27 protein-coding genes and 1 pseudogene are annotated in these 25,270 nt (G+C 73.3%); 15 read left to right on the forward strand and 13 right to left on the reverse strand.

The genetic code is table 11. The features are described 5' to 3' along the window. Both ACP4J0_RS24700 and ACP4J0_RS24705 read right to left on the reverse strand, forming a co-directional pair. The coding region (locus ACP4J0_RS24700) for a maltotransferase domain-containing protein (protein ID WP_426600858.1) at nucleotides 1–557 on the reverse strand (557 nt) is incomplete at its 3' end. A gap of 51 nt (nucleotides 558–608) precedes the next feature. Next, a complete protein-coding gene (locus tag ACP4J0_RS24705) occupies nucleotides 609–881 on the reverse strand; it encodes a DUF5133 domain-containing protein (protein ID WP_426600860.1) in 273 nt (90 codons plus the stop codon). 296 nt (nucleotides 882–1,177) lie between these two features. Between ACP4J0_RS24705 and ACP4J0_RS24710 the strand changes: the two genes are divergently transcribed. Both ACP4J0_RS24710 and glgX read left to right on the forward strand, forming a co-directional pair. Further along, the gene (locus tag ACP4J0_RS24710) at nucleotides 1,178–1,693 is read left to right on the forward strand and encodes a pep a2 (RefSeq protein ID WP_426600862.1); all 516 of its coding nucleotides are present in this window, start codon (nucleotides 1,178–1,180) and stop codon (nucleotides 1,691–1,693) included. After that, nucleotides 1,690–3,837, forward strand: coding sequence for a glycogen debranching protein GlgX (gene glgX / locus ACP4J0_RS24715; protein ID WP_426600863.1), 2,148 nt, complete (start codon nucleotides 1,690–1,692; stop codon nucleotides 3,835–3,837). Before ACP4J0_RS24710 ends, glgX begins: the two co-directional genes overlap by 4 nt. Nucleotides 3,838–3,851: 14 nt before the next feature. On the opposite strand, the gene ACP4J0_RS24720 is transcribed toward glgX, so the two are convergent. Beyond that, a complete protein-coding gene (locus ACP4J0_RS24720; protein WP_426600864.1) occupies nucleotides 3,852–4,658 on the reverse strand; it encodes a VOC family protein in 807 nt (268 codons plus the stop codon). On the opposite strand from ACP4J0_RS24720, the gene ACP4J0_RS24725 reads away from it, so the two are divergent. Further along, entirely contained in the window at nucleotides 4,650–4,883 is a 234-nt protein-coding gene (locus tag ACP4J0_RS24725; RefSeq protein WP_426519899.1) for a hypothetical protein, read from the forward strand. The two genes, ACP4J0_RS24720 and ACP4J0_RS24725, sit on opposite strands and share 9 nt — an antisense overlap. A 2-nt stretch (nucleotides 4,884–4,885) precedes the next feature. Continuing rightward, complete coding sequence (locus ACP4J0_RS24730; protein ID WP_426600865.1) at nucleotides 4,886–5,266, forward strand: ANTAR domain-containing protein; 381 nt, start codon at nucleotides 4,886–4,888, stop codon at nucleotides 5,264–5,266. A 21-nt stretch (nucleotides 5,267–5,287) separates the two neighbouring features. On the opposite strand, the gene ACP4J0_RS24735 is transcribed toward ACP4J0_RS24730, so the two are convergent. Further along, a complete protein-coding gene (locus tag ACP4J0_RS24735; protein WP_426600866.1) occupies nucleotides 5,288–6,082 on the reverse strand; it encodes a SigB/SigF/SigG family RNA polymerase sigma factor in 795 nt (264 codons plus the stop codon). Between the two features lie 298 nt (nucleotides 6,083–6,380). Here ACP4J0_RS24735 and ACP4J0_RS24740 point away from each other — a divergent pair, with 298 nt between their 5' ends. Further along, on the forward strand, nucleotides 6,381–6,905 hold the full coding sequence (locus ACP4J0_RS24740; RefSeq protein ID WP_426600867.1) for a hypothetical protein: 525 nt from the start codon (nucleotides 6,381–6,383) through the stop codon (nucleotides 6,903–6,905). 18 nt (nucleotides 6,906–6,923) lie between these two features. On the opposite strand, the gene hemC is transcribed toward ACP4J0_RS24740, so the two are convergent. From hemC to ACP4J0_RS24755, 3 genes are all read right to left on the reverse strand, one after another. Continuing rightward, entirely contained in the window at nucleotides 6,924–7,859 is a 936-nt protein-coding gene (gene hemC, locus ACP4J0_RS24745) for a hydroxymethylbilane synthase (RefSeq protein ID WP_426600868.1), read from the reverse strand. Between the two features lie 74 nt (nucleotides 7,860–7,933). Continuing rightward, nucleotides 7,934–8,710, reverse strand: coding sequence for an NPP1 family protein (locus ACP4J0_RS24750; RefSeq protein WP_426600869.1), 777 nt, complete (start codon nucleotides 8,708–8,710; stop codon nucleotides 7,934–7,936). A gap of 144 nt (nucleotides 8,711–8,854) precedes the next feature. After that, nucleotides 8,855–9,835: an ATP-dependent DNA ligase gene (locus ACP4J0_RS24755; protein ID WP_426600871.1), complete on the reverse strand. Its 981-nt coding sequence runs from the start codon at nucleotides 9,833–9,835 to the stop codon at nucleotides 8,855–8,857. Nucleotides 9,836–10,029: 194 nt separating this feature from the next. Between ACP4J0_RS24755 and ACP4J0_RS24760 the strand changes: the two genes are divergently transcribed. From ACP4J0_RS24760 to ACP4J0_RS24775, 4 genes and pseudogenes are all read left to right on the forward strand, one after another. Then, nucleotides 10,030–10,410: a DoxX family protein gene (locus ACP4J0_RS24760; RefSeq protein WP_426600873.1), complete on the forward strand. Its 381-nt coding sequence runs from the start codon at nucleotides 10,030–10,032 to the stop codon at nucleotides 10,408–10,410. Beyond that, complete coding sequence (locus tag ACP4J0_RS24765) at nucleotides 10,407–10,904, forward strand: peroxiredoxin (RefSeq protein WP_426600875.1); 498 nt, start codon at nucleotides 10,407–10,409, stop codon at nucleotides 10,902–10,904. The genes ACP4J0_RS24760 and ACP4J0_RS24765 overlap by 4 nt, the downstream gene beginning before the upstream one ends. Nucleotides 10,905–10,936: 32 nt before the next feature. Beyond that, nucleotides 10,937–13,306, forward strand: a complete 2,370-nt coding sequence (locus ACP4J0_RS24770) for a SpoIIE family protein phosphatase (protein WP_426600877.1) — start codon at nucleotides 10,937–10,939, stop codon at nucleotides 13,304–13,306. 165 nt (nucleotides 13,307–13,471) lie between these two features. Next, a pseudogene (locus ACP4J0_RS24775) lies at nucleotides 13,472–13,573 on the forward strand (TauD/TfdA family dioxygenase); the annotation flags it as partial. Nucleotides 13,574–13,617: 44 nt separating this feature from the next. Here ACP4J0_RS24775 and ACP4J0_RS24780 read toward each other — a convergent pair. Both ACP4J0_RS24780 and ACP4J0_RS24785 read right to left on the reverse strand, forming a co-directional pair. Then, a complete protein-coding gene (locus ACP4J0_RS24780) occupies nucleotides 13,618–14,373 on the reverse strand; it encodes a dienelactone hydrolase family protein (protein WP_426600878.1) in 756 nt (251 codons plus the stop codon). 298 nt (nucleotides 14,374–14,671) lie between these two features. Further along, nucleotides 14,672–15,292, reverse strand: a complete 621-nt coding sequence (locus ACP4J0_RS24785; protein ID WP_426600879.1) for an L-threonylcarbamoyladenylate synthase — start codon at nucleotides 15,290–15,292, stop codon at nucleotides 14,672–14,674. Nucleotides 15,293–15,497: 205 nt separating this feature from the next. Here ACP4J0_RS24785 and ACP4J0_RS24790 point away from each other — a divergent pair, with 205 nt between their 5' ends. Continuing rightward, on the forward strand, nucleotides 15,498–17,030 hold the full coding sequence (locus ACP4J0_RS24790) for a helix-turn-helix domain-containing protein (protein ID WP_426600880.1): 1,533 nt from the start codon (nucleotides 15,498–15,500) through the stop codon (nucleotides 17,028–17,030). A gap of 204 nt (nucleotides 17,031–17,234) precedes the next feature. Here the strand turns inward: ACP4J0_RS24790 and ACP4J0_RS24795 are convergent, their stop codons facing one another. From ACP4J0_RS24795 to ACP4J0_RS24805, 3 genes are read right to left on the reverse strand one after another with little or no spacing between them, the layout of a single operon-like run. Beyond that, nucleotides 17,235–18,275, reverse strand: coding sequence for an NAD(P)-dependent alcohol dehydrogenase (locus ACP4J0_RS24795; protein ID WP_426600881.1), 1,041 nt, complete (start codon nucleotides 18,273–18,275; stop codon nucleotides 17,235–17,237). 55 nt (nucleotides 18,276–18,330) lie between these two features. Continuing rightward, a complete protein-coding gene (locus tag ACP4J0_RS24800; RefSeq protein ID WP_426600882.1) occupies nucleotides 18,331–19,131 on the reverse strand; it encodes an SDR family NAD(P)-dependent oxidoreductase in 801 nt (266 codons plus the stop codon). A gap of 10 nt (nucleotides 19,132–19,141) precedes the next feature. Continuing rightward, nucleotides 19,142–19,807, reverse strand: coding sequence for a TetR/AcrR family transcriptional regulator (locus ACP4J0_RS24805; protein ID WP_426600883.1), 666 nt, complete (start codon nucleotides 19,805–19,807; stop codon nucleotides 19,142–19,144). A 233-nt stretch (nucleotides 19,808–20,040) separates the two neighbouring features. Between ACP4J0_RS24805 and ACP4J0_RS24810 the strand changes: the two genes are divergently transcribed. After that, a complete protein-coding gene (locus tag ACP4J0_RS24810; RefSeq protein WP_426600884.1) occupies nucleotides 20,041–20,277 on the forward strand; it encodes a hypothetical protein in 237 nt (78 codons plus the stop codon). A gap of 200 nt (nucleotides 20,278–20,477) precedes the next feature. Further along, a complete protein-coding gene (locus tag ACP4J0_RS24815) occupies nucleotides 20,478–22,136 on the forward strand; it encodes a catalase (RefSeq protein ID WP_426600885.1) in 1,659 nt (552 codons plus the stop codon). A 12-nt stretch (nucleotides 22,137–22,148) separates the two neighbouring features. Here ACP4J0_RS24815 and ACP4J0_RS24820 read toward each other — a convergent pair whose 3' ends face one another. Beyond that, nucleotides 22,149–23,018, reverse strand: coding sequence for a fructosamine kinase family protein (locus ACP4J0_RS24820; RefSeq protein ID WP_426600886.1), 870 nt, complete (start codon nucleotides 23,016–23,018; stop codon nucleotides 22,149–22,151). A gap of 92 nt (nucleotides 23,019–23,110) precedes the next feature. Between ACP4J0_RS24820 and ACP4J0_RS24825 the strand changes: the two genes are divergently transcribed. The 3 genes from ACP4J0_RS24825 to ACP4J0_RS24835 all read left to right on the forward strand — a co-directional run bounded on the left by ACP4J0_RS24825 (nucleotide 23,111) and on the right by ACP4J0_RS24835 (nucleotide 25,136). Next, complete coding sequence (locus ACP4J0_RS24825; RefSeq protein WP_426600887.1) at nucleotides 23,111–23,434, forward strand: hypothetical protein; 324 nt, start codon at nucleotides 23,111–23,113, stop codon at nucleotides 23,432–23,434. 71 nt (nucleotides 23,435–23,505) lie between these two features. Then, a complete protein-coding gene (locus ACP4J0_RS24830) occupies nucleotides 23,506–24,270 on the forward strand; it encodes a maleylpyruvate isomerase family mycothiol-dependent enzyme (protein WP_426600888.1) in 765 nt (254 codons plus the stop codon). A gap of 326 nt (nucleotides 24,271–24,596) precedes the next feature. Then, on the forward strand, nucleotides 24,597–25,136 hold the full coding sequence (locus tag ACP4J0_RS24835) for a hypothetical protein (protein ID WP_426600889.1): 540 nt from the start codon (nucleotides 24,597–24,599) through the stop codon (nucleotides 25,134–25,136). Nucleotides 25,137–25,270 lie beyond the last annotated feature (134 nt).

A 25,270-nucleotide genomic window follows, 5' to 3' on the forward strand; every position in this document is an offset into this window, starting at 1 on the left:
GAGGTGGTGACCAGGTCCCGCAGCGGGTGCCGGGCCAGCACCGCGTCCACCCGGGGCGTCAGCGCCGCCGCCAGCCGGGTGGCCACCGGCAGCGTGTCGTCGAGCAGGGCCGTCACCGCGGCCAGCACCACATCGCGCCCGGCGTCCTTCGGCACCCCCGCCGCGGCCCGCCGGTACAGCTCGGCGCCCTCCTCCAGCACCAGGCCGGTGTCGATGCCGGCCGGCACCTTGATCCGTGCGTGACGCTGCCAGGTGGTCACGGGGTCGCTCCACGCCTCCACCCGGTAGGTCCAGTCGCCCGGGGAGCCCGGGGTGACCTCGGCGCCCCAGCGGTCGCTGCCCGGGCTCAGCTCCCGCATGGGCGTCCACGGGCCCGGCCGGCCCTCGGGGTCCTTCAGCACGACGTTGGCGGCCACCGCGTCGTGTCCCTCGCGGAACACGGAGGCGGTGACCTCGAACGTCTCTCCCACCACTGCCTTCGCCGGGCGCCTGCCGTGCTCCACCACCGGGTGGACGTCCCGCACCGGGATACGTCCGATCCCCACGGTCGTACTCATCCGTTCTCACCTCCGCCGTGCTCGTGGCCGGGCGCCGCCCGGCCGTTCGGGTCAAGCCGCGCCGGAGGGGGTCTTCCGCCCCGACGATGAGAGCCGGTCCTCCTGTTCCTGCGCATGGGTGACCAGGTTCGTCCGCAGATACCGTTCCGCGGCATCCGCTGCCTCGCGGGCGCACCGCTTCCCCATCAGCACGCACAGGGTGTAACCGGAGTCCTCGAAGGTGGACCGGACGCCGACGTCCGCCGGGGACGCGAGCATCGAGCGTTCCCAGGCGCGGTAACGCCGCAGCTGCCGGGCGACTTCGCTCTTCGCGGGAAGCAGCATGGCCGGTCACCTTCCGGACGGTCCGGGGGTACGGACGATCGAGTTCTTCACACATGGTGCACGGCTGGTGACGCGCCGTCTTGTTGGATCTTCAACTTTTTCCGTGCCGGGATCCGGACGGGTTCCGGTCGGCTCCGGCCGGTTCCGGTGCGTCCGCCGCTCGTGTTGCACGAATGGACTACCGCTCCCACTCTGGAGTGACTCAGAAGCGATCGGTGCTCACGCTTCGTGTTCGGGGAGCTCGTCCCCCAAGGGGCGAGGAGGAGCGAGAGCCTTCGCGGTGAGGAGCCACGACGATGAAGACCGCAGTGCCCTGCTACTACCACCTCGACGTGGAAGTGAGCCCGGAACGGGTCGGACAGGTCAGGCGCATCCTGGCCGCTCACCTCCGGTTCTGGAACCTGGAGAACCTCGTCGAACCCGTCTGCTCGGGCGCCGAGATGCTGCTCCGGGCCATCGACGAGCACGCGAGCGACAAGAACACGTCGATCGAGATGTGGTGGAACCACCAGCACCTCATCACGGCCGTGGGGGGCAACGACCACGCGCTCCGTCCCGACCAGGACCTGCGTACCTGCCTGCAGCACCTCGCGGCCACCAGCGACGGCTGGGGCTGCTGCGCCACCGACACGGGGGCCAAGGTCATCTGGTTCTCGCAGCGCGCCCGGGCGGGCGAACGCGTTCCGCTGGTCGCGACGGCGCCGGAACCGATCACCCAGGAGGGGCTGGAAGTGCCGCGAGAGATCATGCCGGTCGCCCGGCTGGCCGGCCCGGCGAGTACGGGCAACGGCGTTCTGGAGGAGGCCCGGTGACCCGCGCCAGGCCGAACTGGAAGGGGTCGCCCGTGTGGAGCGGGCACCCCTGCCCCCTGGGGGCCGTCTACGACGGGCAGGGCACCAACTTCGCGCTGTTCAGCGAGGTCGCCGAACGAGTGGAGCTCGTCCTCGTCGACGACGACGGCACCCACAGCACCGTCCCGCTGCCCGAGGTCGACGGCTTCGTCTGGCACTGCTACCTGCCCGGCGTCGGCCCGGGGCAGCGCTACGGCTACCGGGTCCACGGTCCGTGGGCCCCCGCCGTGGGCCACCGGTGCAACCCGGCGAAGCTGCTCCTGGACCCGTACACGCGGGCCGTGGACGGGACGGTCGACAACCACCCGTCCCTCTTCGAGCGGGCCAAGGGCAGGGCCGACCCGGGCGACAGCGCCGGGCACACCATGCTCGGCGTGGTCACCGACCCGTTCTTCGACTGGGGGGACGACCGCCCGCCCAGGCGCCCGTACTCGGAGAGCGTGATCTACGAGGCCCACGTCCGCGGGCTCAGCCGCACCCACCCCGACGTGCCCGAGGAACTGCGCGGCACCTACGCCGGGCTGGCGCACCCGGCGGTCGTGGACCACCTGACGTCCCTCGGCGTGACCGCCGTGGAGCTGATGCCGGTGCACCAGTTCGTGCACGACGGGGTGCTCCAGGACCGGGGCCTGTCCAACTACTGGGGCTACAACACCATCGGCTTCTTCGCGCCCCACAACGGCTACGCCGCCCTCGGCACCCGCGGGCAGCAGGTCACCGAGTTCAAGTCGATGGTCAAGACCCTGCACGAGGCCGGCCTCGAAGTGATCCTCGACGTGGTCTACAACCACACCGCCGAGGGCAACGAGAAGGGCCCCACCCTCTCCTTCCGCGGCATCGACAACGCCTCGTACTACCGCCTGGTGGACGGCGACTGGCAGCACTACTACGACACCACCGGCACCGGCAACAGCCTCCTGATGCGGCACCCCTACGTACTCCAGCTGATCATGGACTCGCTGCGGTACTGGGTCACCGAGATGCACGTCGACGGCTTCCGCTTCGACCTCGCGGCCACCCTGGCCCGGCAGTTCCACGAGGTGGACCGGCTGTCGGCGTTCTTCGACCTCATCCAGCAGGACCCGGTGATCAGCCGCGTCAAACTGATCGCCGAGCCCTGGGACGTCGGCGAGGGCGGCTACCAGGTGGGCAACTTCCCGCAGCTGTGGTCGGAGTGGAACGGCATGTACCGGGACGCGGTACGGGACTTCTGGCGCGGCGAGGAGCACACGCTCGGCGAGTTCGCCTCCCGGCTGACCGGCTCCTCCGACCTGTACCAGCACAGCCGGCGCCGCCCCCGCGCCAGCGTCAACTTCGTGACCGCGCACGACGGGTTCACCCTGCGCGACCTCGTCTCCTACAACGACAAGCACAACGAGGCCAACGGCGAGGGCAACCGGGACGGCGAGAGCCACAACCGCTCCTGGAACTGCGGCGCCGAGGGCGAGACCAAGGACCCGGCCGTCCGGGAACTGCGCGGCCGCCAGCAGCGCAACTTCCTCGCCACGCTCCTGCTCTCGCAGGGCATCCCGATGCTCTGCCACGGCGACGAACTGGGCCGCACCCAGCGCGGCAACAACAACGCCTACTGCCAGGACAACGAGATCTCCTGGGTCGACTGGCGGCTGAACGGGGAGCAGCGCGCGCTGCTCGACTTCACCCGCCGCGTCATCGCGCTGCGGGCCGGCCACCCCGTCCTGCGCCGGCGCCGCTACTTCCGCGGCGACACCCTCACCCACGCGGACCAGCCGCTGCCCGACCTGGTGTGGCTGCTGCCCGACGCGCGGGAGATGACCGACGACGACTGGCAGCGCTCCGACGCACACGCCGTCGGCGTCTTCCTCAACGGCGACGCCATCGCCGAACCCGACCCGTGCGGCCGGCCCGTCACGGACGACTCCTTCCTGCTGCTGCTCAACAGCCACTGGGAGCCGGCGGACTTCCGGCTGCCCGACGCCACCTACGGCGAGCGCTGGACGACCCTGATCGACACCGCCGACCCGGAGGGCGTTCCCGACGAGGCGGAGCACAAGGCGGGCACCGTCCTGACCGTCGAGCAACGCAGTCTGCTGCTGCTCTCCCGGCCGTCCCGCACCGGCGGGTGAGCACCGGCGTGGGATCAGCTGCCGAGGCGGCGCGCGGTCACCGTGAACTGCGCGCCGTCGGCGTCCCGGAGCACGGCTTCGTCACCGCTCAGCGACAGCACGCTGCCGCCGTGCCGCTCGGCGGTGCGGGCGCAGGCCGCGACGTCCTCGACCGCGAAGTGGACCTGCCAGTGCGGCCGGACGGCCGGGTCGGGCGCCGCTTCGAGGGCGCCCGACTCGATGCGCGCCACCACGTCCCCCTGGTTGCGCAGGACCACCTCGTCGCCCTCGTACTGGACCTCGCAGCAGCCGCTGGGCCCCGACGCCCAGTCGAAGATCTCGCCGTAGAAGATGGCGGCGTCGAAGGCGTCACGGGTGTGCAGCCGGATGAAGGCGGGGCGCGAGGCGCGCCAGGTCTCCCAGTCCGAGAAGAGTTCGCCCTCCCAGATCCCGAAGGTCGCACCGTCCCGGTCGGCCAGCAGGGCCGCCCGTCCGGGCGGGAGGGAGATCGGCCCGACGGCGGTCGTGCCGCCGCGCTCCTGCACGCGCGACGCGGCCTCGTCGGCGCTGCGCACGGCGAAGTACGGCATCCACGCCACGGCCATCTGCCACATTCCGGCGACCGCGGCGATCCCGGCGACCGGCGACCCGTCGGCCAGGGCGATGCGGAAGGGCTCGCCCAGTTTGGCGGGCCGCCACTGCCAGCCCAGCACGGCGGAGTAGAACTCCTCGGTGGCCTTCAGATCGCGGCTGGTCAGGCTCACCCAGCAGGGGGCCCCGTAGACGGAGTGCGGGGACAGCAGGCTCTCCCCGCCGGCGGAAAGGGACATGTCGTGGTTCATGGCAGTCGCGTCCTGATCTCGTCCACCGGCAGTCACCGGCTCCACACCAGTGTCCGGCCGGGAGTGCGGCGGGCGCCTGCCGAGTACCCCGGCCGCGGCGCCGAAACGGTGGCGGACACGCCCCGTACGGCCCAGTGGCGCAAGGAGGCACAGGTGGCGACGATGGAGGCGTCGGAGCGGTACCGCGCGGCACAGGCGGCGGTGACCCGCCGGATCCGGAGGTGACCATGCCCACGGACTGGGGCTCGGACCAGACCGGCTCGGACCAGACCGGCTCGGACCAGACCGGCTCGGACCAGACCGGCTCGGAGCAGATCTTCCAGCTGCAGGAGCAGGTCCGGCAGCTGAAGGAGGCGGTCGTCTCGCACGCGGTCGTCGACCAGGCGATCGGGATGACCGTCGCCCTCGGCAGGGTGACACCGGACCAGGGCTGGATCGTACTGAAGGAAGTTTCCCAGCATACGAACATAAAACTGCGCAACGTGGCAGAAATGATACTCATCTGGGGGCGCACCGGAGTGATGCCGCCGGAGATCCGGGCCGCCCTCGAGGACTCCCTGGACCGCCACGGCCCCACCCAGATCCCCGGCGCCCCGCCGGAGGGCTGAGTCCGGAGCGCTGCCGCCGCTTCACCGGACCTCCGTGAGGATCTCCTCGCGGATCCGGTCGAAGCAGCCGCTGAGCAGCCGGGAGACGTGCATCTGGGAGATGCCCAGCTGCTGCGCGATGCGGCTCTGTGTCATCCCGCCGAAGAACCGCAGATAGAGGATGGTGCGCTCGCGCTCGGGCAGTGCCTCCAGACAGGGCCGGACGGCCACCCGGTCCACGACCGCGTCGAAGGCCGGATCCGGGCCGCCGAGCGCGTCCCCGAGGGCGTACCCGTCGGTGCCGGGCATCTCCGCCTCCAGCGAGAGGGCGGAGAAGCACTCCAGGGCCTCCATGCCGGTACGGACCTCGACCGTGGTCAGCTGAGCGTGCTCGGCGATCTCCTCGATCGTGGGGGCACGGCCCGGTGTCGTCTGCGCCAGCTCCTTCGCGGACCTGCGCACCCGGTTGCGCAGGTCCTGGATCCGGCGCGGCACGTGCAGCGTCCACATGTGGTCGCGGAAGTGCCGCTTGATCTCCCCGGTCACGGTGGGCACCGCGTACGCCTCGAAGGCGTGGCCGCGTCGCGGGTCGTAGTGGTCGACGGCCTTGACCAGTCCGAGGGCCGCGACCTGGTACAGGTCCTCCAGGTTCTCGCCGCGTCCGCGGAAGCGGACCGCGATCCGCTCCGCCATGGGCAGCCAGACCTGGATCAGTTCGTCCCGCAGCGCCTTGCGCTCCGGTCCCTCGGGCAGCCCGACGAGCCGGTCGAACGCCGCGGCCGTGTCGGGGGCGTCGTCGTGGGGGTGCGGCTTGGTTCTGCCGGCGATACGCGTCATGCGCACCTCCCTCAGCAGGGGGGCTGGCAAATCCTCATATATATGGATACTGAGCGCGAATGTCCCGAACGGCCACCCGAACGGATGCGGACCGGTGAGTGAGACGGGGGCGCCGCGGAACGTGATGTGTGGCACGCTCTGGGTGATCGTCCGGCGGGGGCGGTGGCGGATCGTCCCTGCGTAACGCTTGATCGCCGAGCAAGAAGGGCGAAGTCCCTGGCCACGGCGCATTCCGCTCATTTGACAGTGCACTGAGCGCACAGATAGGAAGCAGCGTCGAGAGGTCGAGAGGGGCACCGTGTACGAGCCGAACGTGGTCGGGGACTGGCAGGAGTACGACGAGCACCCCGGCCTGCGGGTCCGCGTCCACGGCCTTGAGCCGGCCGAGCCGCCGCGTGGACGCGACGACGCCGCCGAGGGGCTGACGTACGTCCGTGTCCGGGTGACCGTCGAGAACCGGGGCGGCCGGCACCTCGGCATCCACCTGGAGGACGGCCAGATCGACGTACGGATCGGCCCCGACGGTGAGGGCGCCTTCCTCGACTGGCGCAACTCCCAGTTCATCGAGGGCTTCGACGTCTACCCGCTGCGCCGTGCCACCGCCGTGCTCTACGCGGCGGGCCCGGAGGCGGGCCTTGGCCAGGTGGACGTCCAGGTGCAGTTGCGGGTGGATGAGGAGTGGGCCGACCGCCGGCTGTGGACCGGCGGCCTCGGGTTGCCCGACGGGGCCACCGGGCCCCTGTCCGTCACGGCGCGGGAGGACGGCCTGGCACACCAGGTGAGCGCCTTCCTGCGCGACCAGGCGGAGGAGGGCTCCGCCTGATCCTCGGGCGGGCGGCCCTCAGTGCGCGATGCCGTCGATGATCTCGCGGGCGCCCTGACGCAGCAGCGCCACGGCGACCGACGTGCCGAGGGTCGCCGGGTCGAGCCGGCCGGCCCATTCGTGGGCGTTCAGCCGCGTCTTGCCGTCCGGGGTGAAGACGCAGGCCCGCAGGGAGAGTTCCCCGCTCCGGTCCACCCGGGCGTACCCGGCGATCGGGCTGTTGCAGTGTCCCTGCAGGACGTGCAGGAACATGCGCTCCGCCGTCGCCTCCCGGTGCGTTGCGGGATGACCGAGACCGCTGACCGCGTCGATGAGCGCGGCGTCGCCCTCCCGGCACTGCAGGGCGAGGATGCCCGCGCCGATCGGCGGCATCATCGTCTCGGGGGAGAGGATCTCGCTGATCACGTCACGGCGTCCGATGCGCTCCAGGCCGGAGACCGCGAGGAGCAGGGCGTCGGCCTCGCCCGCGGCCAGCTTCGCCAGCCGCCGGTTGGCGTTGCCCCGGAACGGCACGCACGTCAGGTGCGGGTGGGTGGCGGCCAGCTGGGCGACGCGGCGCACCGAGGAGGTGCCGACGCGGGTCCCGGCCGGCAGCTCGTCCAGGGTGAGCCCGCCCGGGTGGACGAGGGCGTCGCGGATGTCGTCCCGCTCCAGGAACGCGGCGAACACCGTGCCCGCCGGAAGCGGCCGGTCGGCGGGCACGTCCTTGACGCAGTGCACCGCGAGATCGGCCTCGCCCGACAGCAGCGCGGCGTCGACCTCCTTGGTGAACGCGCCCTTGCCCTCCACCTGGGACAGGTCGCCGAGCCACTTGTCGCCGGTGGTCCTCACCGGCACGACCTCGGTGCGCACGCCGGGGTGGAGGGCCGCCAACTCGGCCCGGACGCGCTCGACCTGAGCGAGGGCCATGGGGGAGTCGCGGGAGACGATGCGGATCAGTTCGGGGGCGGACATGGGGACACGATAGTGCTCCCGGGGCCGCCCGGGTCCCGCGCTTCGCCCGACCGGCCCCCCGCCGGCCGCGCCCGTCAGGCGTTCGGGTCGAAGGAGATGCCGGAGGGCTTGGCGGCCGTCAGGTGGGAGGCGAAGCTGCCGTCCTTCAGGCCGAAGTTGGCGCTGCCGAAGTCGTAGGAGCTCAGCTTCTCGCGCAGGCCGGCCGGATAGCCGTTCCAGCCGACCAGGGTCGGGTACTGCCAGCCGCCCTTGTGGTTCTCCGGCGGTTCGTCGCCCGAGGTCGCCAGGCGGAAGCAGTGGGTGCTGATGCCGTCCTTGTGGTAGACGATCTTCGGGTGGGTGCCCTCGAAGCGGACCGCCGACCTCGCGTGCACGCTGAACGAGCCGTGGTTGGAGGTCGAGACGTACTGGACGCTGCCGTCCCGCACCCACACCACGACGTGCTCCCAGTCGTGCCGGTGGCCGCCGAGGCTGCTGCCGGGCAGCGCCTGGTCCTTCTCGAAGTAGAGGCCGTACATGTAGGCGCACCAGCCGTTGTCGCACTTGGTGCGCGAGTAGCCGTTGGTGTTGTCCAGGTCGGAGGCGTCCCGGCAATTGCCGTTCAGGGCGCCGGTCGGCTTGAGTCCGCCGTTGACCGCTCCGTCGGCGCCGATGGCCGGTGTCGGGTAGCAGCCGTCGCCGTCGTAGTCGTAGGCGGGCTGGTACGCGCGCTCCAGGCTGTCCGCGTTGCCGGGCAGTCCCGGGGGCGGAGCGGCGAAGGCGGTGGAGGGGAAGGCGACGACGAGGGCCAGGGCACCGAGCGGTGCGGCGAGCCATCTCTTGCGGCGGGCGGGGGCGGTACGCGACGGCATCGCGTCCTCCTCTGTATCCGGGCGCAGCCCAACGGCTGTGGGGGGAAGGGGAGTTCAGCGTCCCGTCTTTTCACTCCCGCGCCAAGGGGTCACGGGCGTCCCCGCGGTGAAGGGCAGCCCAATACTTGACACCGCGTCACACGGTCACACCATGTCGTCCGGAATGTCGGCGGCCGACTCCTCGGGTGCGAGGTCCGGGCGGAGCCTGAGCCAGGACGGCTGGCGCAGCATGCCCTCCCGGGTGCGGGTGCTGTAACGGACCTCGCCGACCAGCCGGGGGACGACCCAGTGCGCCCCCGGCACCGGCGGCACGGGGTCGAAGGGGCACACGTCCGTCGCGGCGGTACGCAGCAGCGCGGCCAGCTCGATGCGCTCGGCCGCGCTCCAGCCGGTGCCGACCCCGCCGACGTAGCGCAGCCGGCCCGCGGCGCGCTGGCCGACCAGGACGGCGCCGGGCAGGCCCGTGAGCCCTCCCTTGCCGGGCAGCCAGCCGCCGACCACGACGTCCTCGCTGCGCATGTTGCGGATCTTGATCCAGGCCCGGGAGCGGACGCCCGGCTCGTACACCGAGTCGAGCCGCTTGCACACCAGGCCCTCCAGGCCGTGCTCGCGGGTGGCCCGCAGGGCCTGCTCGCCGTGGCCGACCAGCGCGGCCGGGGTCGACCAGGACGGCCCGCCGAGGCCGAGGTCCGTCAGCCGGTCGCGGCGCAGGGTGTAGGGGAGGCGGAGGAGGGACTCGCCCGCCAGGTGCAGGGCGTCGAACAGCACCAGGTGGACGGGGACCCGCACCGCCCGCCGCGCCGCCCGGTCCGGGGCGTGGGCCAGGCCCATGCGGGACTGCAGCAACTGGAAGTCGGCGCGGCCCCGTTCGTCCAGGGCCAGCACCTCCCCGTCCAGTACGGCGGCGGTGGAGCCGAGCGCGGCGCCGAGCGGCGCCAGTTCGGGGTAGGCGGCCGTGATGTCCTGTCCCGAGCGGGCGCGCAGCCGCACACCGCCGTCGCCGGGCAGGTAGGCCACCACGCGCTGGCCGTCCTGCTTGGTCTCGTAGGCCCAGCGCGCGTCCTGCGCGGCGGGCGGCAGGGAACCGGGGGTGGCGAGCATGGGAGGGATCAGCGGCAGCTCCACGGGTCAGTCCTCGACGCGCCCGCGCGCCGTCACGCGCGTTGTCCGCCAGGTTCGCCTGAACGGCGCCGGTCCGGGCACGGTCCCGGTGCGGCGCCGGTCCCGGCGCTGCTGCCGTCAGCGGGCGGAGGCGGTCCGCGCCGGATCCGCTGTTACGTCCGAGTAATATCGCGCGGCAGGCCCCCGGAGGAGGAACCGTGTCCCGGTCCGAACGCTCACCCCTGCTGCTCGCCGGCCTGCTGGCCACCGCGGGCGTCGCCCACTTCGCCCGCCCCCGCACCTTCGACGCGATCGTGCCGCGCGGCCTGCCCGGCACGCCCCGGACGTGGACGTACGCCAGTGGCGTCGCCGAACTCGCGCTCGCCGCGGGCGTCGCGCTGCCACGCACCCGCAGGGCGGCCGCGCTGACCGCGGCCGCCTTCTTCGTCGGGGTGTTCCCCGCCAACGTCAAGATGGCCGTGGACCAGCGGCACCGCCCCGCACCGCAGAAGGCCGCCGCCTACGGCCGGCTGCCCCTGCAGGTGCCGCTCGTGCTGTGGGCCCGGGGCGTCGCCAAGGGCAGCGAGGGCCGGTCGTGAGCCGCTCCCCGGCGGTGGGCGACACGGTCGAGGACTTCGTGCTGCCGGACGAGACCGGCGCGCCGCGCCGCCTGTCCGAGCTGCTCGCCGACGGGCCCGTCGTGCTGTTCTTCTATCCCGCCGCCCTGACCCCGGGCTGCACCGCGGAGGCCTGCCACTTCCGCGACCTCGCCGCCGAGTTCGCCGCGGCCGGCGCCCGCCCCGTCGGCGTCAGCGGGGACCCCGTCGAACGGCAGCAGGAGTTCGCCGGGCGCCACACGCTCGGCATGCCGCTGCTGTCGGACGCCGACGGAGCGGTCCGCGAGCTGTTCGGGGTGAAGCGGGGGTTCGGCCCGGCCCCCACCAGGCGGGTCACCTTCGTCATCGGGCAGGACCGCACCCTGCTCGAGGTCGTCCGGAGCGAGCTGAGGATGAACACGCACGCCGACCGCGCCCTCGCCGCGCTGCGTGCCCACCGTGGACAGGGCCGTGCCCGCCGGTTCCGCCGCGGTTGAAACCGGACCACAAAGGGTCAATCCTGGACGCTATGGAGCATGCCTCCGCTGTGGCGACCCTGGACGCCCACGGCACGGTGACTGGGTGGAGCGAGGGCGCCCGGCGGCTGACCGGCTATCCGGCCGAGGAGGTCGTCGGCCGGGACGCACGGGAGCTGCTCGCCCGGGACGTGCCGCCCGCCGCCCTGTCCGGGCTCGCGGGCACCGCCCTGCTCCGCCACCGCGACGGCTCCACCGTGACCCTCCGGCTGCGCGGCGCCCCGCTGCTGGGGGCGGCCGGCACACCGGACGGGTACGCGGTGACCGTCGAGCCCTCCGCCGAGCGGACGCTCCGCCTGACCGGGGAGACCTTCCAGCAGGCATCCGTGTCGATGTCCGTCCACGACACCCGGCAGCGCTACCTCCGGGTCAACGACACGGCGCGCCGGATGCTGGGGCTGCCCGCGAAGGACCTGATCGGACGGCGGCTGCCGGAGATCATGGACGAGGTCGACGCCAACGGGTCGGGATTCATGCGGCACCTGCGGGAGGTCGTCGACACCGGCCGGCCCGCGCGCTACGAGACCTCCACCCCCGCCTCCTCCCGGCTCGGCGAGCACGCCTGGACCATAGAGATGTGGCCGGTCCGGGACGCGTCCGACGAGGTGGCCGCCGTCGCCGTGGCGGGTTTCGAGAGCACCGAACAGCACCGGGCGCGGCAGCGGCTGGCCCTGCTGAACGAGGCCGCGGCCGGTATCGGCACCAGCCTGGACGTCGTGCGCACCGCCGAGGAACTGATCGAGTTCCTCGTCCCGTCTCTCGCCGACTTCGCCAGCGTCGACCTGCTCGACTGGGTCCTGGGCGCGGAGGAGCCGTTCGCGGTGCCGGCCGAGGCCGTCGAACTGCGGCGGGTCGCGCACGGCACCACCACCGAGGGCTTCCCCCGGGCCTCCGTGCACCTGGGCGAGATCGACACGTACCCCCCGTACTCGGCGCCCGCGCGAGCACTGAGAGAGGGGCGGGCGGTGCTCACCGGTCCGGGCGACCCGGACTTCGACCGGTGGATGCGGGTCCGCAACGAGCAGGCCCCGCACAACCGCTCCTACCGGGAGCGGGTCCGCTCGACCCTGGCGGTGCCGCTGATGGCCCGGGGCACCACCCTGGGCGTCGCGGTGGCCGCCCGCGCCGCGCCCCAGCCACCGCACGTCCCCGACGACACCGCCCTCCTCGAGGAACTCGCCAGCCGGGCCGCGGTCTGCATCGACAACGCCCGCCGCTTCGCCCGCGAGCGTTCCACCGCCCTGACCCTCCAGCGCAGCCTGCTGCCCAAGGGCCTGCCCGGGCAGGCGGCGGTCGAGGTGGCCCACCGGTATCTGCCGTCCGTGTCGGCGGCCGGCATCGGCGGCGACTGGTACGACGTGATCCCGCTGTCCGGCAGCCGCGTCGCGCTCGTCGTCGGTGACGTCGTCGGCCACGGCATCCCGTCCACGGCGACGATGGGCCGCCTGTGCACGGCCGTCCGCACCCTGGCCGACGTCGACCTGCCCCCCGACGAGCTCCTCACCCACCTCGACGACCTGGTCGGCCACCTGGCGGCCGGCGACTCGGACGACGAGGCCGCGGAACTGGGCGCCACCTGCCTCTACGCCGTCTACGACCCCACCTCCCGCCGGCTGGCCCTGGCGTCGGCCGGGCACCCCGCGCCGGCCGTCGTCCTGCCCGACGGCACCACGCGGCTCGTCCCCCTGGCCGCCGGGCCGCCGCTCGGTGTCGGCGGGCTGCCGTTCGAGGCGACCGAGGTGGAACTGCCCGAGGGTTCCGTCGTCGCCCTGTACACGGACGGCCTCGTCGAGGACCGCGACCGCGACGTCGACCACGCCACCGCGGAACTGTGCCGTGCGCTGACCGCGCCCGCGAACTCCCTCGACGCCCTGTGCGACACCGTGCTCAAGGCGGTGATGCCGGAGGAGCCCAGTGACGACGTGGCGCTGCTGCTGGTGCGCACCCGGGCGCTGGGCACGGACCGGATACGCACCTGGGACGTCCTCCCGGACCCGGCGCACGTGGCCGCCACCCGGAGGTCCGTCACCGAGCAGCTGACGCAGTGGGGACTGGACGAGGGGGCGTTCGTCACCGAGCTGGTCGTCAGCGAGCTCGTCACCAACGCGATCCGGTACGGCGAGCCGCCCATCCGCCTGCGCCTCATCCGCGACAGCGCCCTCATCTGTGAGGTCTCCGACGGCAGCGCCACCTCCCCGCACCTGCGCCGCGCCAACGCCTACGACGAGGGCGGCCGGGGTCTGCTGCTGGTCGCCCAGCTCACCGAGCGCTGGGGCAGCCGGCAGACGGGCACCGGCAAGACCATCTGGGCCGAACAGCCCCTGCCGGCAGACCCCTGGCGGCCTCTGCCCGCAGACCTCTAGCGACGCCTCCGCCGGCAGGCCTCCGGCGGCTTCTGCCCGCAGACCTCTGGAGGGCCTTCGCGGCGACGCGCGCGAGCGTGCGGCCGGTCCGTGCGGAACGGGCACGCCGTGGGTCCGGGCGCCGTGCCCACGAGCCCCGCCGCCGGTCGTCCGGCCGGGGCCTGTGTCGCCTGCTGGGACAACCGGGCCACCATCCACCTCGCCCCGAGCGACAACGCCCACCTCGACCACCCGCGGACCAGGCAGGGCGTGATGCTCGCCGGTGAGTGGGGTCGGCGGGGCCGTCGGGGCCGGTGGGGCCGGTTCCGGTATCAGAACGTCCGCTTCAAGAGGTCGAGCAGCGCCTCCCAGTGCCGCTCCGTCGCCTCCGGGTCGTACGCCGCGGTGTCGGCCTGCGTGTAACCGTGCGGGGCGCCGTCGTACACCTCGCAGCGGTGCCGGACGCCGGCCGCGGCCAGGGCCGCCGCCAGGCGCTCCTGCTGTGGGGGCGGCATGGACCCGTCGTGGTCGGCGTGGCCGAAGTACAGCTCGGCGGTGATGTGTCCGGCCACCAGGTGCGGGCTCTGCGGTCCCTCGGTCGCCAGGTTCCCGCCGTGGAAGCCGGCCGCCGCGGCGATCCGGTCCGGATACGTGCCGGCCGTGCGCAGGGCGAGCCCGGCGCCCATGCAGTAGCCGGTCAGCGCGACCGGGCCGTCGGCCGCCGCCGGTGCGTCCGCCAGCCAGCGGAGGTAGGCACCGGCGTCCCGCATCGCCCGGTCGGGCGTCAGCGAGCGCATGATCGGGCCGAGGCGCTGGAAGATGTCCGGACGCGCCCCCGGATCGATGAACTCGGGCAGCTCCGCGACCGGCGCCCGCCCGTGCCGGTAGAAGACGTTCGGCACCAGTACGGCGTAGCCGGCGCCGGCCAGCCGGTCGGCCATGCTCCTCAGCTGGGGGCGCAGCCCGAAGGCGTCCATGTAGAGCAGGACCGCGGGACGTGGACTCCCGTCGGCGGGGTGCGCCAGGTAGGCGTCGGCGGTGCCGTCCTCGGTGGGGATGTCGACAGCGGTTCCCTGTACGGCGGTCATGGCGGGGCTGCCTCTCTGTGGTGACTCGGTGGGCGATCGTCGTGCCGCGGGGGGAGCCCCGCCCGCGGCACCGGCGGATCATGGTCATCGTGGCACGCCCTGCCCGGGAGCGTCGTGGACCCCGGGCGCGGTCGCACCGCCCGCCGGCACCACACGGCGGTCGACGTCGCCGGCACCGCAGGAACCCACCGGGGCGGATCGGCCGACCGGGGCAGGAGTCCCCGCCCGTCGGGGCGGGGAGCGGAAGCCGGTCGAACCCGGAAGCCAGTCGAACCCGGAAGCCGGTCGAACCCGGAAGTCAGTCGAACCGGGTCGTGTCTCCGGCGCCCCGCCGCACGATCTCCGCCTCACCGCCGGAGAAGTCGACGACCGTGGTCGGCTCGGTGCCGCAGTCACCGGAGTCGATCACCGCGTCCACCACGTGGTCGAGCCGGTCCTTGATCTCCCAGCCCTGGGTCATCGGCTCCTCCTCGCCGGGCAGCAGCAGGGTGCTGGACAGCAGCGGTTCACCGAGCTCGGCCAGCAGGGCCTGGGTGACGACGTGGTCGGGGATGCGCACGCCCACGGTCTTCTTCTTCGGATGCTGGAGCATGCGCGGCACCTCCCTCGTCGCCGGGAGGATGAAGGTGTAGCTGCCCGGGGTCGACGCCTTGATCGCCCGGAACACGTCGTTGTCGATCTGTACGAACTGGCCGAGCTGCGCGAAGTCCTGGCACACCAGCGTGAAGTGGTGCCGGTTGTCCAGTTGCCGGATCGACCGGATGCGGTCGATCCCGTCGCGGCTGCCCAGTCGGCAGCCCAGCGCGTAGCAGGAGTCCGTCGGGTACGCGATCAGCGCCCCCGAGCGGACACTGTCGGCGACCTGGGCGATGTTGCGCGGTTGGGGGTTGTCGGGGTGCACGTCGAAGTACTTCGCCATTCACCGAGCTTATGCCCGCTCGGACGGACGGACCGACAGGCCTGGTCGGCGGCCCGGGTCCGGCGCGCGTCCGCACGGCGGTCCCCGTCCGCACGGCGGTTCCCGTCCGCACGCTGGTGCCCGTCCGAAGTGCCGCGTGTGCCCGGCCATGCGGTAACGTCCCCGGCCTGGGCCGGGAGCGAGCGAGGACGAGGAGAAGGCCGACGTGGCGGGCCGAGAGGACGGGACACGGCAGTGGACGACCGGGGCCGGTGAGCACGCGGACTGGGCGGCGGAACTGCTCGACCACCTGCGGCCGGCCGGACGCGACGTGCGCAGGGTCGTGACCTGGCTCGCCTCGGCCGCGCACGCGGCCGTGTCGCTGCAGGACGGCACCGGCCGCCTGCTGGCGGGCACCCGCACACAGCTGGACGAGGACCTGGTCGCCGACATCACCTCCGGCCGGATCGCTTCCGCCGCTCTGGAGGACCGGGGCCGCCACCTGCGGCTCGTCCGTGTGGAGCGGGTCCATCCGGCGCCGGCCGCCGTTCTCGCGGTGGCGCGCGAGGCCCCTTTCGACCGGCGGGTCTCCGACATCGTCACGCACACCGCCCAGGTGGTGGAGCTGCTGCTGGCCGGCCACGAATCGACCGCGGCCGGACACCGGCTGCGGCGGGCCACCTCCGACCTGCGCCTGGCCATCCTGCAACTGCTGATGGTGGAGGACACCGTCTCCGCCCGCCGCGTGGCCGCCGGACTCTGGCCGGGCCTGCTCGACACCGAGGAGGCGTGCGTCTACGTCGTCGAGAGCCGCGCCGAGGAGCGGGACGACCTCGCCGAGGAATGCCTGTCGGCGACGGGGGAACGGGCGCTCGTCGTGCGGTGCCCGGCCATGGACGGTCACGTGATCGTCCTCACGCCCGGGGAGACGGCCGGTCAGGAGCTGCGTTCGCTCGTCGGCCGCCTCCCCGGTGTCTTCCTCGGCGGCAGCGCACGGCAGAGCCTCGCGCGCACCGCCACCGCGTACGGACAGGCGGTGAGCGCGCTGGCGGTAGCCCGGTTCCGCCCGGACAAGGCCGCCGTGTACGCGGAGCGGACCCGCCCCGAGCGCCTGATGGACCCGGCGGCGCTGCACGCCTGGACGGCCCGCCTGCTGAGCCCGCTCGACGCCCTGCCGCACCACACCCGCGCCGAACTGCTCGCCACGACCCGGCTCGGCCTGGAGTTCACCGCCGTCAACACGGCGAAGATCCTCGGCGTCAGCCGCAACACGGTCCGCGCCCGCATGGACCGGGTCGAGTCACTGCTGCGCACGGACTTCACCGACCTGACCGTCCGCGCCACCGTCCACCTCGCCCTGAACGCCCAGGCGGGCCTCGCCGAGCATCCCGTCGGCGGTGGCGCCGCCCGGTCCGGCGCGGCCTGCCTCACCGACCTGCTGGCCGGGGCCGCGCTGCGCACCTGGGCCGACGGCCTGCTCGGCCGCCTGGAGCCGGACGCCCGTAACCTGCGGCGCACGCTGCGCACCTGGATAGCCGTCGGCGGCAACGCCGAGCGGGCCGCGCAGACGCTCGGCGTGCACGCCCAGACGGTGCGCGAGCACGTCCGCAGCGCCGAGCCCGTCCTCGAACGCCAACTGCTCGCCGCCGGCAGCGACCTGTACGAGGTGGTGCTCGCCCATCTGGCGGCGGGCGACCTCGACCAGCCGCTCCTGTACGGGACGAAACCGGGCCATCCGGACTCACCTGTGCACGGGTGAGTCCTTCCCGCCCGGCAGCGGGCATCGACGCGATTCACAACGGCCGAGCCGTCCACGTAGGTTCGACGGGCCGCGGGGGTACGACCGGAACGGGGGACCGGTCGCGCCCCCGCCGCCCGTTCGTCCGCCGCCCGTTCGTCCGGGGCGCGGGCCCCGTCCGGCGGCGCAGCGGTCCCGGGGCTGATCCAGCCCCGGGGCGGGTGGTCAGCCGTGGGGCAGGATCACCGCTCGGCCGTTGACCTTCCCTTCGTGGAGCCGCTCGTACGCGAGCGGAGCGTCGTCCAGGGAGTACGTCTCGGTGTGCACCGACACGGCACCCGCACGGGCCAGGTCCAGCACCTCGATGAGCTCGCTGCGGCTCCCCCAGTAGGGGGCGCTGACCGACACCTCGAACGGCAGCAGGCCGAACCCGACGGGGATCGACCCGCCGCCGATGCCGACCAGCGTGACGTCGCCCTCGACGGCCGCGACGGCACCCGCCGTCTTCACGGTGGGCGCGACCCCGACGAAGTCGAACACGGCCTGCGCGCCGAGACCGCCGGTGAGTTCGCGCACCGCGTCCGCCGCCCCGGCGTCCGACAGCACCGCCTCGTGGGCGCCCACCTCACGGGCGAAACGCAGCTTGTCCTCGCTGACGTCGAGGGCGACGACCCGGGCGGACGTCAGCGCGCGCAGCAACTGGATGGCGACGTGTCCGAGCCCGCCGGTGCCGATGACCACCGCGGTCGACCCGGGGACCAGCTTGGGCAGCGACCGCTTGATGGCGTGGTACGGAGTCAGCCCGGCGTCCGTCAGCGGTACGGCCGCGACGGGGTCGAGCCCGTTCAGCGGGACCAGGTGCCGGGGGTCGTCGACGAGCAGGTACTCGGCCATCGAACCCGGCCGCCCGAGTCCCGGCGGACGGATACCCAGCTCGTCGGCGCGCAGGCAGTAGTTCTCCTTGCCCTCGGCGCACTTGGCGCAGGTGCCGCAGCCCCACGGCCCGTACACGGCGACCGCGTCGCCCTCGTTCAGCCCGGTGACGCCGGCGCCCAGCGCCGCCACCGTGCCGACGCCCTCGTGGCCGAGGGTGAGCGGCAGCTCGTACGGGAAGCCCTCGGCGGGCCAGCTCATCACCGCGATGTCGGAGTGGCAGACGCCGGCGGCGGTCACCTTCAACAGCACCTGGCCGGGGCCGGGTTCCGGGTCGGGGACCGTGACCACCTCGGGCGGCGCCCCGATGGTGCGGTACTGCAGTGCCTTCATGGTCGGACTCCTCTGTTCTCCCCCGGTTCGTTCTCCCCCTGGTGTGTGGCCGGTCTCAGACGGCGGTGTAGGCGCCGTCGACCAGGTGGTAGCCGCCGGCGACGAAGGACGCCCGGTCCGACAGCAGGAACGCGATCAGCTCGGCGACCTCCTCGGAGCGCCCGAGGCGGCCGGCCGGGTGCAGGGCGACCAGGCTGTTGTAGGCGGCCTCGTCCATGGTCTTCAGCAGCGGGGTGTCGATGAAGCCCGGACCGACCGCGTTGACCCGGATGCCCTTGGCCGCGTACTCGGCGGCGGCCGCCTTGGTCAGTCCGACCACGCCGTGCTTGGCGGCGACGTAGGCGGGGGAGCCGGCGAAGCCGACCGAGCCGAGGATGGAGGCGACGTTGACGATGGCGCCGCCCTTGCCGGCCGCCTCGATGGCGGGCAGTTCGTAGCGCATCGAGTAGAAGACGCCGTCGAGGTTGGTGCGTACGACGCGGTGGTAGGCGTCCACGTCGTACTCGCCGGTCGGGGCGCTCGGGCCGCCGATGCCCGCGTTGTTCACGGCGAGGTCCAGGCCGCCGAAGGTGTCGACGGCGGACTTCACGGCGGCCTCGACGGACTCCGGACGGGTCACGTCCAGCTCGACGGCCGCCGCGCGGACGCCCGCTGCCGCCAGCTCGGCCGCGGCCTTCTCGGCGCCCTCGGTGTTGTAGTCGGCGACGACGACGTTCGCGCCGCATGTGCCGAGGCGGCGGGCGGTGGCCAGGCCGATTCCGGAGGCGGCGCCGGTGACGAGGGCGGTGCGGCCGGCGAACTCGGCGGCGTCGGCGGTGGGACCGGCGCCGGTGGTGGTGCTGGTGGTGGTGCTCATGGTGCGTTTCTCACTCTTCGGTGGTGCTGTCGGGGGTCGCGGACGCGGCCTCCGAGGTCAGGGCGTCGTAGGCCCGCTCCACGAGGGCGGCGAGGTCTGCGGCTCCCGAGTCCCGGTCGCCGCCGCGTGCCCACATGCGCAGGGCGGCGATCAGGACTCCGGCGGCGGCGTCGACGAGGGCGGCGGGGCGTACGTCCCGGGCTTCGTCCGTGCCGAGCCGGTCGGCGACGATGCGGATCGACTCCTCCTGGGCGTCGACCCGGATGCGCTGGTAGGCGGCGAACAGGTCGGGCTCGCCGTCGGCCAGGGCCAGCAGCCGGCGCATCCGGGGACGGACGTGCCAGGCCGGGTCGTCCCGGTCGGCCAGCCAGTCGCGCACGGCCCTGCGATAGGCGAGCAGGGGCGGTTCGTCGGCGGGGCGGGACCGCAGCAGTGCGTTGATGCGGTCGCCGTCGCGGCGGACGAAGTCGAGGGCGGCGTCCTCCTTGCCGGCGAAGTGCCGGCTGAACGTGCGGCGTGTGACGTCCGCGCGCTCGGCGATGGCCTCGACGGTGGTCGCCGCCGGCCCGCGCTCCAGGATCAGGTCGCAGGCGGCGGTGGCCAGTGCGTCGCGGGTCTGCCGCGCCTTGCGCTGCCGCCGGTCCTCGGTGGGGGTGGAGGGCTTCGTCGCCGTCATGCCTCCGAGGGTACACCTGGATATGTCCCAGTGGGACACATGACCCAGCGGGACATTTGATACTTGGCCAAAGCTCAAGCTCAAGCTCAGGGTCAGGGTCAGGGTCAGGGTCAGGGCCAGTGTCGGGCCGGTCGGGGGACGGTTCCGGGTCCGGACCGTGGGCGCCGTGTGTCCCGTGCCGCCCCGGGTACCCGGCCCGCGCTTCGGACCGAAACCACCTCGAGGAGGCCCGCATGGCCAGCGGCACGGAGACCGGCGGCGTGACCGGCACGCAGGACAAGGACTACAACCTGATCTGGTACGTCGAGTCGTGTCTGAACAACGCGCTGCGCCTGGAGACGTACATCCAGGACGCCGAGCGCAACAAGGACACCGAGGTCGCGGAGCTGTTCCGCAAGGCGCAGGCGGACAGCCGCAAGGGCGCCGAACTGGGCAAGGGTCTGCTGCGCGCGCGACTGAACGGCAGCTGACGCGACCGGCCCGCGAGGGCCCGGACGCCCCCGTGAACCGGGCGTCCGGGCCTTCGGCACGACATGCGGAAAAGCAATGCAAATCGGTATGTGTCGGACGTATCACTGTGGGTACTCGGGCGCCCATGTGTGCGGCCGACGGCCGCCTCGCAGCTCAGGGCCGCGTCCGAGCCGGCCACGAGTCGAAGGAGCCCACGAACATGACGGACGTATCGAGCCAGGGACCCGCCCCGGGCGACGACCGCAAAGTGCTCACCAACCGGCAGGGGCACCCCGTCTACGACAACCAGAACCAGCGCACCGTCGGCGCCCGCGGCCCCGCCACGCTGGAGAACTACCAGTTCCTGGAGAAGATCAGCCACTTCGACCGCGAGCGCATCCCCGAGCGCGTCGTGCACGCCCGCGGGGTGACCGCGTACGGCTACTTCGAGGCGTACGGGGCCTGGGGCGACGAGCCGATCGACCGCTACACCCGGGCCAAGCTGTTCCAGGAGCGGGGCAAGCGCACCGACCTCGCCGTCCGGTTCTCCACCGTCATCGGCGGGCGCGACTCCGCCGAGACGGCCCGCGACCCCCGCGGCTTCGCGGTGAAGTTCTACACCGAGGACGGCAACTGGGACCTCGTCGGCAACAACCTCGCCGTCTTCTTCATCCGCGACGCGATCAAGTTCCCGGACGTCATCCACGCCCTCAAGCCGGACCCCGTGACCTTCACGCAGCAGCCCCGGCGCATCTTCGACTTCATGTCGCAGACGCCGGAGTGCATGCACATGCTGGTCAACCTGTTCAGCCCGCGCGGCATCCCGGCGGACTACCGCCACCAGCAGGGCTTCGGCGTCAACACCTACAAGTGGGTCAACGCGACGGGTGAGACCAAGCTCGTGAAGTACCACTGGATGCCCAAGCAGGGCGTCCGCAGCATGACCGAGGAGGACGCCGCCAACGTCCAGGCCCACGACCTCGGCCACGCCACCAAGGATCTCTACGACGCCGTGACCCGCGGCGACTACCCCGAGTGGGAGCTGCTCGTCCAGATGATGGACGACCACGACCACCCGGAGCTCGACTTCGACCCGCTCGACGACACCAAGACCTGGCCCGAACAGGAGTTCCCGGCGAAGCCGGTCGGACGCATGGTGCTCGACCGGATGCCGGACAACTACTTCGCCGAGAACGAGCAGATCTCCTTCGGCACCGGCGTGCTCGTCGACGGACTGGACTTCTCCGACGACAAGATGCTGGTCGGCCGCACCTTCTCCTACAGCGACACCCAGCGCCACCGGGTCGGCCCGAACTACCTCCAGCTGCCCGTCAACCAGGCCAAGCACGCCGACGTGCGCACCAACCAGCGCGACGGCCAGATGGCCTACCACCAGGACGGCGGCGGCGAGAACCCGATCGTCAACTACGAGCCGTCGATCACCGGCGGCCTGCGCGAGGGCCAGTACCCCACCCACGACGATCAGGGACCGGAGATCCGTGGGCGGCTCACCCGTGCACGCATCCCGCGCACCAACGACTACCTGCAGGCCGGACAGCGCTATCTGCTGATGGAGCAGTGGGAGCGCGACGACCTCGTGGCGAACTTCGTCAATCTGCTCTCCCAGTGCGACCGCCCGGTGCAGGAGCGCATGGTGTGGCACTTCCTGCTGGTCGAGAACGACCTCGGCCTGCGGGTCGGCGAGGGCCTCGGCATCAGCCCGCAGGACATCTCGCACCTGAAGCCGCTGGCCAGCCAGGACCTCACCGACGAGGACCGCGAGCGGCTGGCCAACCTCGGCAAGAACCCGCCGCGCGATGTCGAGGGCCTGACGATGACCCACTGCGTCCCCAACGAGCGGCACGTCGTGACGCGCTGACGCTCACCCCGCTCACCCCGGGCGCCGCAGCGCCGCCCTGGCCGCCGTGAGCGCCTGCACGGCGTAGCCGCGCCCGAACAGCACGGCGTGCACCAGCAGCGGGAAGAGCTGGTGCACGCCGACGCGGTCGGCCCAGCCCTCGGCGAGCGGCGCCGCCTCCCGGTAGCCGTCCAGGACCCGGTCCAGGTGCGGGCAGCCGAAGAGGCGCAGCATCGCCAGGTCGGTCTCCCGGTGCCCGCCGTGCGCCGCCGGGTCGATCAGACGGACGTGCCCGTCGGCGCCCCACAGCACGTTGCCGTTCCACAGGTCTCCGTGCAGCCGGGCGGGCGGCTCCGCGGGCCCGGCCAGCTCGGGCAGCCGCTCGCACACCCGCTCCACGTCGGCCGCCTCGGCCGCCCGGACGGTACCCGCGTCGACGGCGCCGCGCAGATAGGGCAGTACCCGGTGCTCGGCGTACCAGCGCGGCCAGTCGCTCCCGGTGACGTTGCGCATCGGGGCGAGCCCGATGTACGCGTCCTCGGGTCCGCCGGGCGGCGCGGCACCGAACGCCGGCGCCCCGGCGGCGTGCAGCGCGGCCAGCTCCCGGCCGAACCGGACCGCCGCCCCGGCACTCGCCCCGCCCTGTGCCACACGGTCGGTGACCAGCCAGCGCTCGTCGTCGCCGTGCACCGCGGGGATCCGTACCGCGTGGGCGTCCGCCAGCCAGCGCAGCCCGGCGGCCTCGGCCCGCGCCGCTCCGGTGCCGTCGCCGCGTTTGACCATCACCGTGCGCCCGTCGTCGAGGGTGACCTCGGTGAGCGCCCCGGACAGCGGGCGCTCACCGGTCACCGACCGGCCGGTGAAGCGGGCCGCGGCGGCCGAGGGCGAGGAGGCGGGGCACACGCCCACCAGACTAGGGCCGGGCTGCGGCCGACCCGGTGAAAAACGCCCGGTACGCCGATCGGGCACCCCGGGTACGGGGGAGCAGTGGGACTATGACCAGTTCAGCGTTCCATCGCACCATCACCCTGCCCGCCCCCGTGTGCGAACAGGCGGCGCTCCACCTCGAGCAGGCGGTCCAGAAGGCCATCGACGGCGCCGCGACCCCCTGGCGTGCGTTCCGCGGGGCCGACGGCGGCGACTTCGCGTTCTCGGTCCCGGTCGTCGAGCAGGCCGCGGGGTGCCTGCTGGTCCTGGCCGCCGAGAGCGCCCAGAGCCTCCGCCCCTCCGCCCTGCGTGCCCTGATCACCGTCGCCCTCCATCTGCGGGACGCCGCGGAGGCCGTGCGCCGACCCGCGGTTCCCAGCGTGGCCTGGTGAGCGCGGGCCGGCTCCCACCGGGGCGGGAAAACGCGGTGCCCCGTCCCTGAGCGTGTGCTTGGCTCTGCGGCATGGAATTCACCCGCTTCCTCGACTGCCTCGCGGCCGACCACGACCGGCTGCGGGCGGTCGTCGAGACCGACCCCGACGCGCCGGTACCCACCTGCCCCGGCTGGACCGTCGCCGATCTGACCCGTCACGTCGGCGAGGTCTACCTGCACAAGAGCGTCGCCATGCGGGAGGGCGTCGAGCGCGAGCCCTGGCCGCCGGAGGAGTTCGCGAAGGAGGAGCCGACGGCGCTGCTCGACCGGGGCTACACCGCACTGCGCGCCGACTTCGCCGTCCGCGCTCCCGAGGATCCGGCCGCCACCTGGTACGGCCCCGACCAGAGCGTCGGCTTCTGGATGCGGCGGATGGCACAGGAGACCGTCGTCCACCGCATCGACGCCGAACTCGCCACCGGCCGGCCCGTCGCGCCCGTCCCGGCCGATCTCGCCGTGGACGGCATCGACGAACTGCTCAAGGTCTTCGCCGCGTACTCCGTCGCCGAGTGGGGCGACTACTTCACCGACGTCCTGGCCGGCTCGCCGGGGCGTACGTTCCTGGTGCGGGCCGGTGACGCGGCGTGGCGGGTGCGGACCGGCCCGGGGGAGTTCACCGTGACGGACGGCGCCGGCGACGGCCCGGCCGACGTGACGTTCAGCGGCACCCCGGAGGCCGTGCTGCGCCGGCTGTGGAACCGGGAGGGCGTCGACGGGGACGACGGCGTGACGGTCGAGGGGGCCCCGGAGGCGGTGGAGGAGCTGCGGCGCTGCATCGTCGTGGCGACCGAGTGAGCGGACGCCCGGCCGGTGCGGGGCGACCGCGCCCGGCACCACGGCCGGCGCGGCGGCGGGCACGGCGGGCGGCCGCGGCCTCCGGCAGTCCCCCTGGGGCGCGGCACGGCGAGGACCAGGACACCCGGGGACGGGGTGCGCGGAGGGCCGGGCCACACGTCTCCGGGTCCGCGGGCCGGGCCGCGGATGTGTCCGAGGCCACGCCGCCGACGAGAGCCGGGCCATGTTCCGCGCCGAGAGCCGCGGGCTACGGTCTTCGGGGATCCGTGGTCCCCACGACGACCAGACTCCCTGTCCCCACGACGAGTAGTTCGGACGGCCCGGCAGTGCATACAGATCTCTCCCCCGTCATCGCGGCGACCACCCAGTGGCTCACGTGCGCCTATCCGGCGTCCGGCGGCGCGCTGGCCCGCGCCCTGTGCGAGGCGCAGGCGCGGCAGGCCGTGACGGTCGCGGCCCGGCTGCGTTATCCGACCCCGATGGACGTCGCGCTGATGGACGTGGCGGGCCCCGGAGGTTCCGCCCGGCTGGACTGGATCACCGGCGCGGACGGCACGGCGGCCCCCGACCCGGACGGGGACGCCTGGCGCACCTGGGTGGACGAGGTCGTGGCGAGCTGGGCGGCCTGCCTGCTGACCGATCCGGAACTCGCCGCCCTGGCGGTGGCCGCGCTGGACGAGGGCGGCCGCACGACCCGTACGCCGTCCGGTACGCCGGTCGAGTTCCGTCGCCTGCTCGCGCCCGACGAGCACGACCGGCGGGCGGCGGCGCTGCTGCGCCACCCCGACCTCGCGGGGCCCGTCGCCGAACTGCACCACGCCCAGCTCGTCGCCCGGCTGGACCCGGGCAGGGCGCTCGCCGCCTAGACCCCTGCCCGGCCGGCGCCGGTCCGCGTCACCCGCCCGGCCCGCACCGACGGCGGAGCGGACGTTCCACGGCCCGGCCCGGCAGACGTTCCACGGGGTTCCGCCGGACCGGGCCGCCTCGGCCACCCCCCGCT

It is taken from the genome of Streptomyces sp. WG7 (assembly GCF_049975785.1).
Lineage (GTDB): Bacteria > Actinomycetota > Actinomycetes > Streptomycetales > Streptomycetaceae > Streptomyces.